15 protein-coding genes and 1 tRNA gene are annotated in these 17,295 nt (G+C 70.9%); 12 read left to right on the top strand and 4 right to left on the bottom strand.

All coding sequences use genetic code 11. The annotated features are described in order from the left end of the window. The first annotated feature begins 98 nt into the window (after positions 1-98). Positions 99-893 carry an oxidoreductase gene (locus AB0I04_RS13205; RefSeq protein WP_360883079.1) on the top strand — a complete coding sequence of 265 codons (795 nt, stop codon included), beginning with the start codon at positions 99-101 and terminating at the stop codon, positions 891-893. Between the two features lie 96 nt (positions 894-989). Here AB0I04_RS13205 and AB0I04_RS13200 read toward each other — a convergent pair whose 3' ends face one another. Next, positions 990-1,601: a TetR/AcrR family transcriptional regulator gene (locus AB0I04_RS13200; RefSeq protein WP_360883076.1), complete on the bottom strand. Its 612-nt coding sequence runs from the start codon at positions 1,599-1,601 to the stop codon at positions 990-992. Between the two features lie 170 nt (positions 1,602-1,771). Between AB0I04_RS13200 and AB0I04_RS13195 the strand changes: the two genes are divergently transcribed. Beyond that, positions 1,772-2,419: a CatB-related O-acetyltransferase gene (locus AB0I04_RS13195; protein ID WP_360883073.1), complete on the top strand. Its 648-nt coding sequence runs from the start codon at positions 1,772-1,774 to the stop codon at positions 2,417-2,419. Positions 2,420-2,455: 36 nt separating this feature from the next. Beyond that, complete coding sequence (locus AB0I04_RS13190) at positions 2,456-2,845, top strand: PPOX class F420-dependent oxidoreductase (protein ID WP_360883070.1); 390 nt, start codon at positions 2,456-2,458, stop codon at positions 2,843-2,845. 76 nt (positions 2,846-2,921) lie between these two features. On the opposite strand, the gene AB0I04_RS13185 is transcribed toward AB0I04_RS13190, so the two are convergent. The 3 genes from AB0I04_RS13185 to AB0I04_RS13175 all read right to left on the bottom strand — a co-directional run bounded on the left by AB0I04_RS13185 (position 2,922) and on the right by AB0I04_RS13175 (position 7,701). Next, on the bottom strand, positions 2,922-5,168 hold the full coding sequence (locus tag AB0I04_RS13185; RefSeq protein WP_360883067.1) for a glycoside hydrolase family 3 N-terminal domain-containing protein: 2,247 nt from the start codon (positions 5,166-5,168) through the stop codon (positions 2,922-2,924). A gap of 118 nt (positions 5,169-5,286) precedes the next feature. Next, positions 5,287-6,459, bottom strand: coding sequence for an ROK family transcriptional regulator (locus tag AB0I04_RS13180; protein ID WP_360883065.1), 1,173 nt, complete (start codon positions 6,457-6,459; stop codon positions 5,287-5,289). Between the two features lie 210 nt (positions 6,460-6,669). Next, positions 6,670-7,701 carry a M48 family metallopeptidase gene (locus AB0I04_RS13175; RefSeq protein WP_360883062.1) on the bottom strand — a complete coding sequence of 344 codons (1,032 nt, stop codon included), beginning with the start codon at positions 7,699-7,701 and terminating at the stop codon, positions 6,670-6,672. A gap of 115 nt (positions 7,702-7,816) precedes the next feature. Here AB0I04_RS13175 and AB0I04_RS13170 point away from each other — a divergent pair, with 115 nt between their 5' ends. The 9 genes from AB0I04_RS13170 to AB0I04_RS13130 all read left to right on the top strand — a co-directional run bounded on the left by AB0I04_RS13170 (position 7,817) and on the right by AB0I04_RS13130 (position 17,082). Beyond that, positions 7,817-9,088 (top strand): phenylacetate--CoA ligase, encoded by a 1,272-nt coding sequence (locus tag AB0I04_RS13170; RefSeq protein WP_360883059.1) that lies wholly within the window; start codon positions 7,817-7,819, stop codon positions 9,086-9,088. A 94-nt stretch (positions 9,089-9,182) separates the two neighbouring features. Then, complete coding sequence (locus AB0I04_RS13165) at positions 9,183-10,028, top strand: hypothetical protein (RefSeq protein WP_360883056.1); 846 nt, start codon at positions 9,183-9,185, stop codon at positions 10,026-10,028. A gap of 110 nt (positions 10,029-10,138) precedes the next feature. Further along, the gene (gene nadD / locus AB0I04_RS13160) at positions 10,139-10,744 is read left to right on the top strand and encodes a nicotinate-nucleotide adenylyltransferase (protein WP_360883054.1); all 606 of its coding nucleotides are present in this window, start codon (positions 10,139-10,141) and stop codon (positions 10,742-10,744) included. Positions 10,745-10,778: 34 nt separating this feature from the next. Then, positions 10,779-11,186 carry a ribosome silencing factor gene (rsfS, locus tag AB0I04_RS13155; RefSeq protein ID WP_360883192.1) on the top strand — a complete coding sequence of 136 codons (408 nt, stop codon included), beginning with the start codon at positions 10,779-10,781 and terminating at the stop codon, positions 11,184-11,186. Beyond that, positions 11,183-11,818: a histidine phosphatase family protein gene (locus AB0I04_RS13150; RefSeq protein WP_360883051.1), complete on the top strand. Its 636-nt coding sequence runs from the start codon at positions 11,183-11,185 to the stop codon at positions 11,816-11,818. The genes rsfS and AB0I04_RS13150 overlap by 4 nt, the downstream gene beginning before the upstream one ends. Positions 11,819-11,914: 96 nt before the next feature. Continuing rightward, positions 11,915-11,987, top strand: a tRNA-Ala gene (locus AB0I04_RS13145). 823 nt (positions 11,988-12,810) lie between these two features. Then, a complete protein-coding gene (locus AB0I04_RS13140; RefSeq protein WP_360883048.1) occupies positions 12,811-13,575 on the top strand; it encodes a maleylpyruvate isomerase family mycothiol-dependent enzyme in 765 nt (254 codons plus the stop codon). 250 nt (positions 13,576-13,825) lie between these two features. Then, entirely contained in the window at positions 13,826-14,581 is a 756-nt protein-coding gene (locus AB0I04_RS13135) for an ABC transporter ATP-binding protein (protein WP_360883046.1), read from the top strand. Then, positions 14,578-17,082 carry an FtsX-like permease family protein gene (locus AB0I04_RS13130; protein ID WP_360883044.1) on the top strand — a complete coding sequence of 835 codons (2,505 nt, stop codon included), beginning with the start codon at positions 14,578-14,580 and terminating at the stop codon, positions 17,080-17,082. The genes AB0I04_RS13135 and AB0I04_RS13130 overlap by 4 nt, the downstream gene beginning before the upstream one ends. The last annotated feature ends 213 nt before the right edge of the window (positions 17,083-17,295 follow it).

Here is a 17,295-nt window from a genome sequence, read left to right as displayed (position 1 = left end):
GCCGCCATCATCCCACCCCATTAACTGACTTACGCGAAAGTAAGCTAATTTGGCTGGCGCGACCGAAGGCCGGTCGCGGACACCAAGGAGCAGCGATCGTGGAACGTGATCAGAACACACCGGCCGGCGTCGACGAGGAGCTGACCGGCCGTCGGGTGCTCGTGACCGGGGGAAGCCGGGGACTCGGGGCGGCGATCGTCCGGCGCTTCCACGCCGCCGGCGCCACCGTCCTGGCCGCGGCACGCAAGCCGCCGGAGGAGGACCTGCCCGCGACGTTCATCGCCGCGGACCTGGCCACGGCCGACGGCGCCGCGGACCTGGCCCGTCAGGTCATCGACCACACCGGTGGCGTCGACATCCTGGTCAACAACGCGGGCGGCGGCTCCGCACCAGAGGAGACCCTGCGCCGAACCGAGGAAACGTGGGAGGCCGACCTGCACCTGAACCTGCTCAGCGCGGTCCGGATGGACCGCCATCTCGTCCCGGGCATGGTCGAACGCGGCACCGGCGTCGTCGTCCACGTCTCTTCCATCGCCAGTCATCTCCCGCCGCAGGGCCAGGCCGCGTACGCTGCGGCCAAGGCCGCGCTCAACGCCTACAGCCGCTTGCTGGCGGTCGAGTTGGGCCCGGCAGGCGTCCGGGTGGTCTGCGTACTTCCGGGCTTCATCCCCACTCCCGGCGCGATCGCCCAGCACCGCAAGTACGCCGAAAACCGCGGCGTCACCCTCGAACAGGTCCAACGCGACCTCGCCACCAGCCTGAACGTCCCCATGGCGAAACCCGGCAGGCCCGAAGACGCAGCGGAACTGGTCACCTTCCTGGCCTCCAGCCGCGCCCGCTGGCTGACGGGAGCCCAGTACCGAGTCGACGGTGGCATCATCCCGGTCGTCTGACACGCGCAGGGCACGGATGACGGCGCGGTTGCCGCGATGGCCACGGTCGCGGAGTTCCTCCCAGGGAAGTGGTGGGAGGCGGGACGTTGGGGCCCGTCAGGTGTCGCCGGCCGACGGGGGTTCGGTGAAGGCCCCGGCGGATGCGGCGAGGGCGGCGGTTCTGGCCGCGTGGTCGGGTAGGTGCGGGTCGGGTGGCGTACGGAGAAGCACCAGGTGGTGGTACAGCGGCGCGGTGGCGGCGATGAGCAGCCGCCGAGCGTCGGTGTGCGGCGGGAGTTCGCCCCGCCGGACGGCCCGGCTGACGACGATCTCGCAGCGGGCGTACCGGTCCTCCCAGAGCCGCTGTTGGGCCTGGGCGGCCTTCTCGGAGCGGAATGAGGCCGCGATCAGGGCTGCGACGATCGGCGGCTCTGCGGTCAGTGCGTCCTGGATCTCATGGTTCAGCCCTGCCAGGTCCCCTGTCAGGGAGCCGGTGTCCGGTGGCCGCCAGGCGTCGTCGCTCGCCGCGTCGAGGACGTCGGCGAGCAGGCCGCCGACGTCTCCCCAGCGCCGGTACACCGTCGCGCGGTTCACGCCCGCGCGGGCGGCGACGACGTCCATGGTGAGCCCGTCATAACCGCGCTCGCCGAGCTCCGCGAGGACCGCGTCGAGCACCTGCGTACGGATACGGGCGGTACGGCCGCCGGGGCGGCGCTGCGGCGGTGGCACGGGGCGGGTGTCCTCTGGCCGTGGTGCTGGGGGAGTCATCGCTGGTGGTCCGGTTGCTCGGTGGAACAGCGTCGTGGCAGTATCTTAGTGCATCAACTGTCGCACTAGTGGAGTAAGCGATGCTTTTCCGAAGCGTTCACCCGGCCGCGGCGGGTGGGAAACGATTCGTGATGCCGGCTGTTCCCGCCGACCCGACCGTGGTCCATCCAATGCCCGAGCAGCCGCGTGTGGTGCTGCTGAAGCCGCTGATCACCTCGCCGCTGATCGAAGTCGGGGAGTTCTCCTACTACGACGATCCGGATGATCCGAACCGCTTTCAAGACCGTAACGTGCTGTACCACTACGGGCCGGAAAAACTGGTCATCGGGAAATTCTGCGCGCTGGCCGAAGGCGTGCGGTTCATCATGAACGGCGCCAACCACCGCATCGATGGCCCCTCGACGTTCCCCTTCCCGATCATGGGCGGTTCCTGGGCCGAGCACTTCGACCTCATCACCGGCCTGCCCGGACGGGGTGACACCGTCGTCGGCAACGACGTCTGGCTCGGCTACCGGGCCATGGTGATGCCCGGCGTCCGCATCGGCCACGGAGCGATCATCGCCTCCGGTTCCGTCGTCGTCGACGACGTCCCCGACTACGGCATCGTCGGCGGCAACCCGGCCAGACTCATCCGCCGCCGCTACAGCGACGCGGACATCGCCCGCCTTCTCGCCCTGGCCTGGTGGGACTGGCCGCTCCAGCACATCACCGAACACGTCCGCACGATCATGTCTGGCAGCATCGACGGCCTGGAGAACGCGGCGCCCCCGCTCCAGTGATCCACTCTCGTTCCTCTAACGGAAGGACCGGCACATATGACCTTCACCCGGGCCGAACTCGACTACCTGGCCACACAGCACATCGGGCGGCTGGCCACCGTCTCGCCCGACGGCCAGGTGCAGAACAACCCGACCAATTTCCACCTCGACGCCGGCACCGGCACGATCTTCATCGGCGGGGGCGCGATGGGCAGGTCGAAGAAGTTCCGGAACGTCCAGGAGGGCAGCACGGTCGCGTTCGTCGTGGACGACCTGGCGACGATCGATCCCTGGGCGCCCCGGGGCATCGAGATCCGGGGCAAGGCGGTGGCGCTGACCGACCAGGAGCCACCCGTGCCCGGCATGTCCCGAGAGATGATCAGAATCACACCCACCAAGATCGTCTCGTGGAATCTCGACGGGCCGCGGGCGAGCCGTACGGTATGAAAACGCGGAGGCCGCGGGGCGATCGTGGATCGCCCCGCGGCCTCTTCGTGATCAGTCGTGGCCTACGGCCGGTCCGTCAGCCGATCGTCAGGTCGGCGGACTTGTCGCCGGCGACGATCTTGTACAGGCCCGGGAGCACCGCGCGGGTGCCGGAACCGTCGATGTCGCCCTGGGTCACCGCGAGGCGGGACCGGGGGAAGGACAGCGACACAGTGGTCGACTGGCCCGCCTTGAGCGGCACCCGCGTGAAGGCGACGAGGCGGTTCGGCGGGGCGACGATCCGGCTGACCGGCTGCTGGGCGAACACGGGCACCACGAAGTCGCCGTCCCGTGAACCGGTGTTGGCGACCTTCACCGACACCTTCACCGTGCTCCCGCCGGAGACCGTCACGCCCTGCACCGCGTACGTCGTGTAGGACAGGCCCGCGCCGAACGCGAACAGCGGGTCGTAGCCGGAGCTGGTGCCGCCGTTCGTGCCCGGCAGCTGCTGGTAGAACATCGGCTCGTCGCCGGTGGTCTTCGGCCAGGACACCGGGAGGCGCCCGCTCGGGTTGGCCTTGCCGAACAGCACGTTCGCCACGGCGGTGCCGCCCTCGCTGCCCGGCAGCCACGCCATGAGCAGCTGCTTGGCGTCGGCCGCCTTGCCGAGCACCAGCGGCCGGTCGGCGACGACCACCACGATCACCGGCTTGCCGGTGGCCTGCAGGCGGTCGACGAGGTCCTGCTGGTCGGCGGCGAGCTCGGGCTGCTCCTGGTCGTTGACGCCCTCGGCGCCGGGCTTGTCGCCCACGACCACGATCGCCGCGTCGGCGTTCTTGGTCTCATCGACCGCGTCGTCGGCCTTCGCGACGAGCTTGGCGTGGTCGCCGATGACGTTCTTGATGCCCTGGTAGACGGTCACACCCGGGTCGTTCACGCCGGCGGGGATGCCCTGCCACTGGATGGTCCAGCCGCCGTTCTGGTTGGGGATCGAGTCGGCGCTCGGGCCGGTCACGACCACCTTGCCGGTGCCGGTCGACAGCGGCAGCACGTTCCCGTCGTTCTTCAGCAGCGTCTGCGACTCGGTCGCGGCCTGGACGGCCAGGTCCTTGTCCGCGCCCAGCACGGCCGCGTCGGCCTTGGACGGGTCGACGTACGGGTGCTCGAACAGGCCGAGCTTGAACTTCAGGGCGAGGACCCGGGACACGGCCTCGTCGAGGCGGTGCTTGCTGACCTGGCCGTTCTTGACGTCGTCCAGCAGGCCCTGGACGAACCCGTCGACCTCACCGGGCGGCAGCATGCCCATGTCGACGCCCGCGTTGATCGCGATGGCCACCGCGCCCGCGTAGGTGTCGGTCAGGTGGTACGCCGTCCGCAGGCTGTCGACGTCGTTCCAGTCACTGACCACGACGCCCTTGAAGCCCCACTGGCGGCGCAGCAGGTCGGTGAGCAGGTAGTGCGAGGCGTGCGCCGGGATGCCGTTGATCGACCCGGAGTTCACCATGACCGTGTCGGCGCCCGCGTCCACGGCCGCCTTGTACGACGGCAGGAACGTGTCCTGGAAGTAGCGCGGGTCCAGGTGCGCCTCGGTACGGTCGTGGCCGGCGAACGGCTGGGAGTACCCGGCGAAGTGCTTCACCGTCGCGCTGACCTCGCCGGTCTTCTGCAGGCCCTGCACATTGGCCGCGCCGAGCGCGCCCGCGAGGTAGGGGTCCTCGGAGTAGGTCTCGTAGTAGCGGCCCCAGCGGGTGTCGCGCGAGATGTCCTGGACCGGCGCGAAGTCCCACTGCGGTCCGGTGGCCTTGACCGCCTTCGCCGTCGACTCGCCCATCGCGTGAGAGAGCTGCGTGTCCCACGTCGCGCCGACGCCGATCTGCTGGGGGAACTTCGTCGCACCGAGCACGTTGTTGTGCCCGTGCACCGCGTCCACGCCGTACACGATCGGGATGTGCAGCCGCGAGTGGTCGATGGCGTACTTCTGGACCGTGTTCACCATCTCGGCCCAGTCCTTCGGCGTGTTGTTCACCGGGGTCTCGCCGCCCCCGGACAGCACCGAGCCGACCTTCAGGTCGCCGAGAACGTGCTGCATGCAGGACTCGACCAGGGCGCCGCCGGACCACTGGCAGTCGCCCTGCATGTTCACGACTGCGGGCTGGGCGAGCTGGCCGACCTTCTCCTCGATCGTCATGCGCTTGAGGAGGTCGGCGACGCGGGTGGAGACGGAGGCGTGCGGGTCGAGGTAGGGCGACTGGGCGCTGCTGGCGCCGGTCGCGGTCAGGGCCAGGCCTGACACGGTGATCGCCAGGGCCGTCCCGATACGGGCAGCCTTGATCCGGAGTCTCATGAAGCGTGCTCCAGGCGGGGTCAGGAGGGACGAAGCCCTGTGATCAAAGACCCAACACCAAGATCAAATCAAGACCTGAATTAAGATCTGGCCAAAGTGTGCCATTTGCGTTCACTAGTTAAACGGTTTCCCACGCGTTCATGACCAGGGCCAACGCCCCGAGGACCTCCGCCCGGTCGCCCAGCACGCCGGGCACGATCGACACGAGCGCGGCGGCGCTGGAGACGGCCGAGCGCCGTACGGCCTCCAGCATGGGCTCCAGCAGGAGGTTCTCGGCCCGGGCCAGGTCGCCGCCGACCACGACCAGGCGGGGATTGAGCAGGTTGCACAGGCTGGCCACACCCGTGCCGACGTACCGCCCGGCGTCGCCGACCGCCCGCCGGCACGGGGCGTCGCCGGACAGAGCCAGCTCCACGATCCGCGCCGTCGTCAGGCCGTCGCCGTGGGCCGGCCGCAGCAGCTCGGCGAGGTAGCGGCCGCCGGCGTAGGTCTCCAGGCAGCCGCGGTTGCCGCAGCGGCACATCGGGCCGTCCTCGTTCAGCGTGATGTGCCCGATCTCGCCGGCCGTCCCGCCCGGCCCGTGGTACACGCGGCCGCCGATGACGATGCCCGCCCCGACCCCAGAGCTGATCTTGATGTAGGCGGCGTCGGCGTGGCCGCGCGCGGCGCCCCACGTCACCTCGGCCAGCGCGCCGAGGTTGGCGTCGTTGTCCACGTGCACCGGGCGGCCGAAACGCCGCCGGGCCTCCTTGGCCGCCTTGATGCCGGCCCAGCCGGGCAGGATGGTGCTGGATCCGAGGGTGCCGCCGGCCGCGTCGATCGGGCCCGGCACACCGAGCCCGATCCCCGTCACGTCGGCCCGCGTCGCGTCGACGGTGGCGAGCAGCTCGTCCATCAGTCGCTCGGCCGCCGCGAGCCCGTCGGCCGCCGACGCCCCGACGTCCAGGGGCATCGCCCGCTCGGCGACGACCTCGCGGGCGAGGTTGCCGACCGCCACGCGCAGGTGCGAGTGGCCGAAGTCCACGCCGACGGCCAGCCCGGCGGCGGGCGCCAGGGACACCGCGCGGGCCCGTCGGCCGCCCGCCGACGTCGGCGTCGTGATGAGCACCCCGTCCGCCGCCAGTTTCCGCACGATGTTGGAGACGGTGGCCCGCGACAGCCCCGTGCTTCGGGCGATCTCGGCCTGGGTGGGCGCTTCGGCGGACCGCACCGCCTGGATCACCCGCCGCTGGTTCGCCTCCCGGAGCGACGACTGCGAACCCGGGGTCGTGGACGAGCCTGGCCTCGGCATGGAGTCCCCTAGCGTGTTCAAGAAGTGAACCCAAGGTTACGCGGAAACGCCACGCCGCTCACGCCGAAGGCCAGGAGCGGCTTCGGCCGAGGCCGCCCCGGCAGGCTCAGTTCTGGCGGCCATCGTCCCCTGCCCCGGCTGAGGCCGCCCCGGCCGGTTCAATTCTGGCGGCCGTCGTCCCCTGCCCCGGCTGAGGCTGCCCCGGCGGGTTCAGTTCTGCTGGTTGTCGTCCGGGCCCCGGCCGAACCGGCCGAAGAGTTTCTCGCCCGCGTTGACGGCCCCTTCGGCGACCCCCTTCACCGCGCCGATGAACGGGTCCGCGCTGCGGCTCCACGACTCCTGGTAGGCCTTGGCGGCGTTCTTGATCTCCTCGGAGATCGAGGCGCTCGAGTCGTCCGCGCGCCGCTCGTAGTCGCCGCCGAGGACCCGGGCGTACTCGCCGTCGCGGGCCCACCGGTCGAGCTCGGCGAACCGGATCACGGCGTACGGGTGCGAGCGGTTCAGCAGGTTGAGGAACTTCAGCAGACCGTCGCGGACGTCGCCGGCCGCGTCGTACTCCCGAGCCTGCTCCAGAAACGACTCGGCGTCCATCTCCGACAACCGCGCGCCGCCCGCGAGCTTCATCAGCGCCCGCTTGGCCGCCTCGACGTCCTGGCCGGCCAGCAGGCCCGCGCGGTCCGCCGACAGCTCCGACTTGCGCTGCCATTCGTTCAGGCCCATGAGGATCGCCGCGATCGCGATGTTGCCGAGTGGCAGCCACGCGATCCGGGCGCCGAGGTTGGTGAGGATCATGGCCATCGTGCGGTACACGGCGTGCCCGGACAGCACGTGCCCGACCTCGTGCCCGACGACGAACCGCAGCTCCTCGTCGTCGAGGAGGTCGATCAGGCCGGTGTTGACGACGATGAACGGATTGTCGACGCCGATCGTCATGGCGTTCGGTGTCGGGTCCTGCGTGACGTACAGCTCCGGGACCTCGGGAAGGTCGAGGATGTAGGCGCTGTCCCGCATGATGTCGTACAGGTGGCGGTACTGGCTCTCGCTCGCGCGTACCGTGCCGCCGAGGAACATCAGGCGGATCGCGCGCTCGCTGAACAGCCCGGCGAGGCGCCGCAGCACCGTGTCGAAGCCGCTGAGCGACCGGAGGGCGACGAGCGCCGACCGGTCCGCGGGATGCTCATAGGCGCGGGAGCTGATCCCGGGGAAACGCGTGCGAGAACGGTCCGGCGTGTTGCTCGTCATATTCGGCATGCTATGTCTGACGGGCCGTCGTGGCCCGGAGTTCCCCACAGCGGGTGGCGCGGGATTCGACCTGTGCGCTCTTGCGCGGTGGGGCGAGGCGGGATCTACTCCCACCATGGCGGAGTCATACGGGCCGGTGCCCGCGGAGACGATGTCGCGCGACGAGCTCACCACGGTGCGCCAACGTCGGCTGCGCGACCTGGTCGACCGGCTGATCGCCGCGGACGGCCTGCAGGGCGGGCGGCTGCGGGCGGCCGGCGTCGCCGGCGGCCCGGATGTCACGCTCGACGACCTGCACCGCCTGCCCTTCACCACCAAGCAGGACCTGTGGGACTCCTACCCGTACGGGATGCTCGCCGTGCCGATGGAGGAGGTCGCCGCCGTGCACGGCTCCAGCGGCACCGGGGGACGGCCGACCCTCGTCGCGTACACGCGCCGCGACCTGGCGTTGTGGGGGGAGATGTGCGCGCGGTCGCTGGCCTGTGCGGGGGCCGCGCCCGGCAGCGTGGTCCACAACGCGTACGGGTACGGGCTGTTCACCGGCGGCATCGGCATCCACCAGGGCGCGATCGCCCTGGGCGTCACCGTGGTCCCGATGTCGGGCGGCATGACCGAGCGCCAGCTCCGCCTGCTCGCCGACCTGCGACCCGACATCCTGACGTGCACGCCGTCCTACGCCGTACGCCTCGGGGAGGCGGCGCGCGAGGCGGGCGTCGAGCTGAACCTCAAGGCGGGCCTGTTCGGGGCCGAGCCGTGGTCGGAGGGGCTCCGTTCGACCATCGAGGACCTGCTCGGCCTGGCGGCGCTGGACCTCTACGGCCTGTCGGAGATCATCGGTCCCGGGGTGGCCACCGAGTGCCTCGAACGTTCCGGGCTGCACGTCAATGAGGACCATTTCCTCGTCGAGGCGGTGGACGCCACGGGTGCGCCGGTCCCGGATGGCACGCCGGGGGAGTTGGTGTTCAGCACGCCGAAGGAGGCCATGCCGCTGCTGCGGTACCGCACCGGCGACGTCGCCTCCCTGTCCCACGATCCCTGTCCGTGCGGGCGCACGCTCGTACGGATGAGCAAGGTGCTCGGCCGCCGCGACGACATGCTCGTGATCCGGGGCGTGAACGTCTTCCCGCGGGAGATCGAGACCGTCGTCCTGCGGCACGCCTCCCCGCACTACCAGGTCGTCGTCGACCGCCGGAAGGCGATGGCGCGGATCCTCGTCGCCTGCGAAGGGGCCGGGCCGGGGCTGGCGGACGAGCTGTCGGCCGAGCTGGGTGTGTCGTGCGACGTGCGCGTTCTGCCGACCGGGACCATTCCGCGCGTGGAGGTCGGTAAGGCGATCCGTGTCGTGACCTGGGAATCGGGCGAACCGCCGCTCCCGGGGCTCGAGTAATTCGTCCGAGCCTGGCCGGTATTCGCTATGGAGGGCGAACAATTAACTGTTAAAGTTCTTCATAAATAACAGATAAGTCAGGTAAGGCGAGAACATGACGACTGGGCAGGGCGGCGGGCCCGAGTATCAGAACTCGGGATGGGGCACCCCGTCGCAACCGTACGGCGGAGCGCCGTACTACGGCGGGCCGATGCCGGGCGGGGGCGGCACGGTGCCAGGAGGTGGCCCACCGCCGGGCGGTCCCGGGCCGTGGCAGCCGTACGGACCCCCTCCCATGCCGCCCAGGAAGAGCCGCGCCGGCCTGATCATCGCGCTGTCCACCGCGGGTGCCGTCGTCGTCTTCGGGGGGCTCGCCATCCTCATCGGGCTGTCGTCGTCCGGGGACAAGCAGAAGCCCGGCGCGGCCACGGCGGCGCCGTCCGCGTCGTCGAGCGCTCCGGATGCCGCGCCGACGGACACCCCCCGCTCCATCGACGTCCCCGCGTCGATCGGCGACTACAAGCGCATCACGGGCAGCGTCGCCGACCGGATGATCCAGAACATGCGCAAGTCGATGGGCAACAGCACGGGCACCACCGCGGCGGTCTACGCCAAGGCCAAGATCGCCATTTACCTCAAGAAGGGCGACACGCAGCAGCCCCTCGTCTTCGTCGGCATGTCGGGCGACGACATCCCCGAACTCCGCGCGGAGCTGCAGTCCCGTTCGGCCTCAGAGGAGGTCGACTCCATGTTCCTGGGTATGGGGGTCACGGACACCAGTGACTTTCCGGCAGGACCCCTCGGTGGCGTCCTGCGCTGCGGGAAGGGGACGACGGGGGCGAGCTCCGCCTGCGCCTGGGCCGACGGCTCGGTCGTGGGCATGGTGCTGACGCCTCTCAGTTCGGACACCGTCACCCTCGGGGCGACCACGCTCGCCCTGCGGAACGCCGCCGAGCACTGATCGCCGGCGCGGTGGGCGTTCGCTCCGCGCGCTCGCGGAGCGAACGCGACCGAGCCCGCAAGGAGGGGCGTGCTGAAAGGACCGATCCAAACGCTCACTAAGGTCGGCGCATGAGCACCGCCCCGGAGCGCCGCCGTCTCGGAATCATGGGTGGCACGTTCGACCCGATCCACCACGGCCACCTGATCGCGGCGAGCGAGGTCGCTCACCTGTTCCGGCTCGACGAGGTCATCTTCGTGCCGACCGGCCAGCCCTGGATGAAGGAGGGCCGCAAGACCTCGGCCGCCGAGGATCGCTACCTGATGACGGTCATCGCGACCGCCTCGAATCCGAGGTTCTCGGTCAGCCGCGTCGACATCGAACGTCCCGGGCTCACGTACACGATCGACACCCTTCGGGAGATGCGCGAAATACACGGCCCCGACGTCGAGTTGTACTTCATCACGGGGGCAGACGCGCTCGCCCAGATGTTGACGTGGCGTGACACGGATGAGCTCTTCAGGCTCGCGCATTTCATAGGCTGTACCCGGCCCGGCCACCATCTCGCCGATCCCGGCCTTCCCGAGGGCGGTGTCAGCCTGGTGGAAGTGCCCGCGCTGGCGATCTCCTCGACCGAGTGCCGAGAGCGCGTACGGGCCGGAGAGCCGGTCTGGTACCTCGTCCCAGACGGAATCGTGCAGTACATAAACAAACGAGGGCTTTATCGTGACGGTTGACGGTAACGCCCCCAAGGAGGAAAACGACCACACCGTGACCGCATCCGAGAGGGCCACCCAGCTGGTCCAGATCGCCGCCGAGGCCGCGGCCGAGAAGCTGGCTGACAACATCATCGCCTACGACGTGAGCGACCAACTGGTCATCACGGACGCGTTCGTCCTGTGCTCGGCCGCCAACGACCGCCAAGTGCGCTCCATCGTGGACGAGATCGAGAAGAGGCTGCGCGAGGACGCCGGCGCCAAGCCCATCCGCCGTGAGGGAGAGCGCGAAGGCCGCTGGGTGCTCCTCGACTACGCCGACATCATCGTGCACGTCCAGCACGAAGAGGACCGCGTCTACTACGCGCTCGAACGGCTGTGGAAGGACTGCCCCCCGGTCCCCCTGCCCGACGACATCAACGCCCACTCGGAACAGCGCGTACGGGCCGGTGACGGTCAGTGACCGAATCGCGCAAGATCGTGCTGTGGCGGCACGGTCAGACCACCTGGAACGTCGAACGCCGTTTCCAAGGCTCCACCGACATCCCGCTCGACGACACCGGACGCGAACAGGCCGTCCGGGCCGCGCGCCTCCTCGCCGCGCTGCGCCCGACCGCCATCCTCGCCTCCCCGCTGCAGCGCGCCGCCCACACGGCCGAGGCGCTCAGCGCGGTCACCGGCCTGTCCGTCACCCTCGACCGCGACCTGATCGAACGCGGCGGAGGGGAGTGGGAAGGCCTCACCAATTCCGAGATCCGGGCGAAGTACCCCACCGAGCACTCGCTCTGGCAGCCGCCCGGTGGCGAGACCACCGAGCAGGTCTCCAAACGGGTCACCGCGGCCATCGACAGGGGCCTGACCGAGATCCCCGCGGGCGGCCTGCTCGTCGTCGCCTCTCACGGCGCCGCGCTACGACTCGGCATGCTCCGCTGGCTCGGCTTCCCCGAGGAGCTCTGGAGCCGGTTCGGCGGGCTGTCCAACTGCTGCTGGTCCGTCCTCGAAGAGGGCCGCAGCGACTGGCGCCTCGTCGAGCACAACGCCGGCACCCTCCCCGAACCGGTCCTCAGCGACGACCGGGCCGACAGCGAAACCTGAGGTCATAGGACGCTCGCGTATTCGATTACAGGTCTGGTCGCGAAGTCCTATAGACTGGCGCAGCACCGAGCGGGGGAGACTCCGGTCGGGAAGCGCGGGGCTATGGCGCAGTTGGTAGCGCGCCTCCATGGCATGGAGGAGGTCTGGGGTTCGAATCCCCATAGCTCCACAAATGGCCTGGGGTCAGTGTGGTCGCGGCGGAGCCGCTCCCCACTGGCCCTTCGTCATGCTGGCCCGGGGGGACGACCCCCCGGAGCCCTCCGATGTGGGGGGCTGCCGCCCCCCACGCCCCCCTTGTGGTGGCCGTCTGATTGTCGCTGCGGGTGGTTCGCCCAGAAGGGCCGTGACGCAGGCGATTTGATATTCGGCCTCAACGGGAGCATCCGGGGCGATCGGAGCGGCGACCGGGGACAGCCGCCATGTGGTCCTCCAGTCGCGGACCAGTAGGTGCAGTTCATCGTCGAGGGCAGGGCCGCCTGATTCGGCTGCGACCACGATCCGCAGCAGGTCTGTGGCATCTGCGGAGAGGTAGCCGGCGGCATATCCGGCCAGTGCCCGGCCTCGCCGGTCCAGGTCGCCCCGAGAGTCCAATGTTCATCTCCGAGGTCCAGGTTCAGGATCAAGATCAACAATAGCCAGGACCGGAAGTACCTTCCCACCAGTAGTCCCGCCCATTGGTTGGCGTATTCGAGCGATGGGTGGCAGCATCACCGGGTCATGCGATCTTGTTGCTGTGCACCGGGCCCGGCCGGAGGCACACCTTCATCTCAGACGACGGGGAGATAACGGCCTATGTCTTCAGCGGTGGCTGCCGGTGGGTACGGATCGGCAGCCTTGAAGACGCCCCGCGTTGGTTTCGGCCCCCGCTGCCGGGTCGCATCCGCTGACAGGATGCGGTACCGCTCGCGGCGGTCGTGGTGATTCACTCCGTGCTCAGGATCAGATGATCAAAGAGGCCGAGCCGGCGCAGGGGGTGTGCTGGACTGTGGGGCATGGAGAGTTCGCGATTCCTCGACTGTCTTGAGGCCGACTTCGCCCGGCTGCGGGCCGTCGTGCCGGGTGACCTGTCCGCGGCGGTGCCGAGCTGCCCCGGTTGGACGGTCGCCGACCTGACCCGCCACGTCGGCCGGGTGTACCTGCACAAGACCCTCGCGATGCGGGAGGGCGCCGAGCCGGACGTCTGGCCGCCGAAGGAGCTCGCGGATGAGGAACCGCTCGCGCTGCTCGACAAGGCGTACGCGGGGCTGCGTCAGGAGTTCGCCGCCCGCAGGCCGGAGGACCCGGCCGGCACCTGGTACACCCCCGACCAGACCGTCGGCTTCTGGATCCGGCGGATGGCGCAGGAGACGGTCATCCACCGCATCGACGCCGAGCTCGGCACCGGGCAGCCGGTCGCGCCGATCCCGGATGACCTCGCCGTCGACGGCATCGACGAGTTGCTCAAGGTCTTCGTGGCGTTCGGCGTCGCCGAGTGGGGCGACTACTTCACCGACATCCTGGACGGCTCGCCGGGCCGGACGTACGTGGTGCGGACCGACGGTGCGGCGTGGCGGGTGCGGACCGGTCCGGGTCTGTTCGCCGTCGAGGACGGTGCCGGTGACGACGCGGCGGACGTGACGGTGAGCGGTCCGCCGGCGGCCGTGCTGCGCCGGCTGTGGAACCGGGAGAGCGCCGGTGAGCCGAGTGAGGTCACGGTCGAAGGCGCCCCGGAGGCGGTCGAGGAGCTGCAGCGTTGTCTCGTCACGGCGACGCAGTGAGGCCGGTCCGCCGGGTCCGGTGAGGAGTTCCGGTGCGCGTCGACGAGCGGGATCGATCGGCCCGCCGTCGCGGCGGCTCTTGAAGCGGCAGGTCGCCGAGGTGCGCCGGCGGTTCTACTCCCGGTGAGGTAGCCGGAGGCCCGGCTGCCTACCCTGCGGGGCGCAGCGATGGTTCGTCTCGGCGTGCGACGACGTCCGCCGGAGCACGCGGAGAGCCTTTCCAGAGCAGACGAGCTCGAGGAGAGGCGCGATGAGAGACGAACCGGTGGCCCGGGCGGTGGCCGCGACGAAGGTGTACGGGGCCGGTGACGCGGTGGTGCGGGCGCTCGACGACGTCACCGTGGCGTTCCCCGGCGGGCGGTTCACCGCGATCATGGGGCCGTCGGGGGCGGGGAAGTCCACGTTGATGCACTGCGTCGCCGGCCTGGACGCCGTGACGTCCGGTCAGGTCTTCATCGGCGAGGTCGAACTCGGCGAGCTGACGGACCGGCAGCTCACGACCGTGCGGCGGGAGCGCGTGGGATTCGTGTTCCAGTCGTTCAACCTGGTCCCGGCCCTGAACGCCTGGGAGAACATCACCCTGCCCATGACCCTCTCGGGGGCGCGGCCGAACCGGGACTGGCTCGACACCGTGATCGACACGGTCGGGATCGGCGACCGGCTCTCGCACCGGCCGGCCGAACTGTCCGGCGGACAGCAGCAGCGGGTCGCGGTGGCCCGGGCGCTCGCGGGCCGCCCGCAGATCATCTTCGCCGACGAGCCGACCGGGAACCTGGACTCGCGGACCGGCGCGGAGATCCTCGCGTTCCTCCGCGAGGCCGTCACCGAGCTGGAACAGACGATCGTGATGGTCACGCACGATCCGGCCGCCGCCGCGTACGCCGACACGGCCGTCTTCCTGGCCGACGGCCGTGTCGCCGGCCGGATCGAGGCGCCCACCGCCAGGACCGTGCTCGATCGGATGAGCGTCCTCGCCGACGGCGGCACCGTACGGGGGCGGCGATGACGCGCATCGCGCTGAAGGCGCTGTGGGCGCGCAAGCGTCGTCTCGCCGGTTCGTTCGTCGCCGTCTTCCTGGGCGTGTCCTTCCTGACGGGGACGCTCGTGCTGGGCGACACCCTGGACCGCTCGATCGGCCGGTTCTTCGCGCAGGCGTACGCGGGTACGGACGTGTCGGTGCGCAACGCCACGAGCGTCAGCGACAGTCCCGGGGCGATACGCGGACCGATCGACGCCTCCGTCGCCGACCGGGTGCGGGGTGTGCCGGGCGTGGCCGTCACCGAACCGGTGATCCAGGGCATCGGCCAGCTCCTGGGCAAGGACGGCCGGCCGATCGAGGTGCTGGGGCCGCGGACGGCCGGGAACTGGCTCACCGACGCGCGGCTCAACCCGTACCACCTCGTCGAGGGGCGCGCGCCGTACGCCCTGGACGAGGTCGTGGTGAACCGGGCCGTCGCCCGCCAGGGGCGGCTGCGCGTCGGCGACGTGACCGCCGTGCTCACGCCGCGGCGGGTACCGGTGCGGATCGTCGGGCTGGCGAAGTTCGGCGACCAGGACGGGTTCGGCGGGACGTCGTTCACCGCCTTCACCCTGGAGGGCGCCCGCCGCTATGTGGCGGGGGCGCCGGACCGTGTCACCAGTGTGTCGATCCGCGCGGCGGCGGGCGTGTCGCAGGCCACGCTGGCCGAGCGCGTACGCCGGGTGCTGCCGCCCGGGACCGAGGCGGTCACCGGCAAGGCGCTCGGCGACGAGGGCATGTCGGCCGTCACGAAGGGCTTCTTGACGATGTTCCGGGCGTTCCTGCTCGTCTTCGCCGGGGTCGCGCTGCTGGTCGGCTCGCTCAGCATCCACAACACCTTCTCGATCACCGTCGCGCAGCGGGTCCGGGAGTCGGCGCTGCTGCGGGCGCTGGGCGCGTCGCGACGGCAGGTGCTCGGCTCGGTCGTCGTCGAGGCGCTGGCCGTCGGCCTGGCGGCCTCGCTGGCCGGTGTGGCGGGCGGTCTCGGCTTCGCCACGCTGCTGGGCGGCGTGTTCGCCGCGATGGGTGCGGCCCTGCCCGTCGGCGGGCTCGTGCTCACGCCGGCGACGGTCGCCGTCGCCGTGCCCGTCGGCCTGCTCGTCACGCTGCTGGCCGGCCTGGTCCCGGCGGTCCACGCCGCGCGGACGCCGCCGCTGGCCGCGCTCCGCGAGACGGCGGCCGAGCCGCCCGGCGTTCCCCGGGCACGGGCCGTCGTCGGCGGGGGTCTGCTGGCGATCTGCGTCGTCCTCGTCCTCGGCTCGGTGGTCGGCGGCGACTCGATGCCGGTCGCCGGCGTCGCCGCGGTCGCCGGCATCGTCGGCATGGTGGTGTTCGGACCGGTCGCGGCCCGGTACGCCGCCGCGCTGCTCGGCGCGCCGCTGCGCCGCCTCACCGGCACGCTCGCCCGCCGGAACGCCGTGCGCGCCCCGCGGCGCACCGCCGGGGCGGCGACCGCGCTCATGGTCGGTGTCGGGGTGGTCACGCTGGTGACTGTGCTGGCCGCCTCATCCGAGGCGTCCGTGCGGAGCACCGTCGCCCGGTCGTTCGGCGGCGACCTCGTGATCTCCGCTGCCGGCACCTCCGGCACCGCGGGGTTCAGCCCGCGGCTGGCCGAGGACGTCGCGCGTCTTCCCCAGACGTCGGCCGCCGCCGGGGTGGGCGTCGGCGACCTCCGGATCGGAGGCAGGTCCGTACAGGTGCGATACGCCGATCCGGCCGCGCTCGGCCGGGTGATCGACCTCGGCCCCGCCGCGCGGATCGGGCCGGGGCGGTTCGCGGTGGCCGCGGACGTCGCGGCGAAACGGGGCTGGCACACCGGGACGCCGGTGAACGTCCGGTTCTCCGATGGAACGTCCCGGACGCTCATCGTGGGCGGGGTCTATCCCTCCGGCGGTCCCGTCGGCGGCTACCTGATCCCGCGCGCGGAGTGGACGCCTCACGACCGGCAGTCCCAGGACACGACGGTGCTCATCACGCTCCGGGCCGGTACGGAGCCGGCGGCGGCCAAGCGCGCCGTCACGGACGCCGCGCGGCCGTACGGCGCACCGTCGGTACGGGACCGGGCGGAGTACCTCGACGCGCAGGCGTCCGGCGTGCGGACCTTGCTGACGCTGGTGTACGTCCTGCTGGCGCTGGCGATCGTCATCGCCCTCCTCGGCATCGCCAACACCCTCGCGCTGTCGGTGCACGAGCGCACCCGCGAGCTCGGGCTGCTGCGCGCGGTCGGCATGACCCGCGGGCAACTGCGCTCGATGGTCCGCTGGGAGTCGCTCATCGTCGCGGTCTTCGGCACGGCGGGTGGGCTGGGGCTGGGGCTGCTGCTCGGCTGGGCCGTGGGCCGGGCGGCGAGCGACGGCGCCTTCGCCGCGCCGGTGGCGCAACTGGCGATCATCGCGGTCGTCGGCGCGCTCGCCGGGGTGGTCGCGGCCGTCCGCCCGGCTCGGCGAGCGGCACGGCTCGACATCCTCGACGCGATCGCGGCGACCTGACGCGACCTCGGCCATGTCGAGCAGCCGCCGGACCCCGGGCCGCCGTCCGGCCGTGTGCCACCGCGTGGCCGGACGGCACAAGGCCGGAACCGTCGGTATTCGGCAGCGCTGTTCTCTGGCGTTGGGCGTCACGGAATTGCCGGTGTTTCCTCGGCGCGTGCTGGAATTCACCTGAGGTCTTACACGTTCTCACGGACATTGACGCGTTGAGGA

Origin of the sequence: Actinoallomurus sp. NPDC050550 (assembly GCF_040655075.1) — a bacterium.
Taxonomy (GTDB): Bacteria; Actinomycetota; Actinomycetes; order Streptosporangiales; family Streptosporangiaceae; genus Actinoallomurus.
Note: the sequence above shows the minus strand (reverse complement) of the source record. Positions and strands in the feature narration are given on the sequence as shown.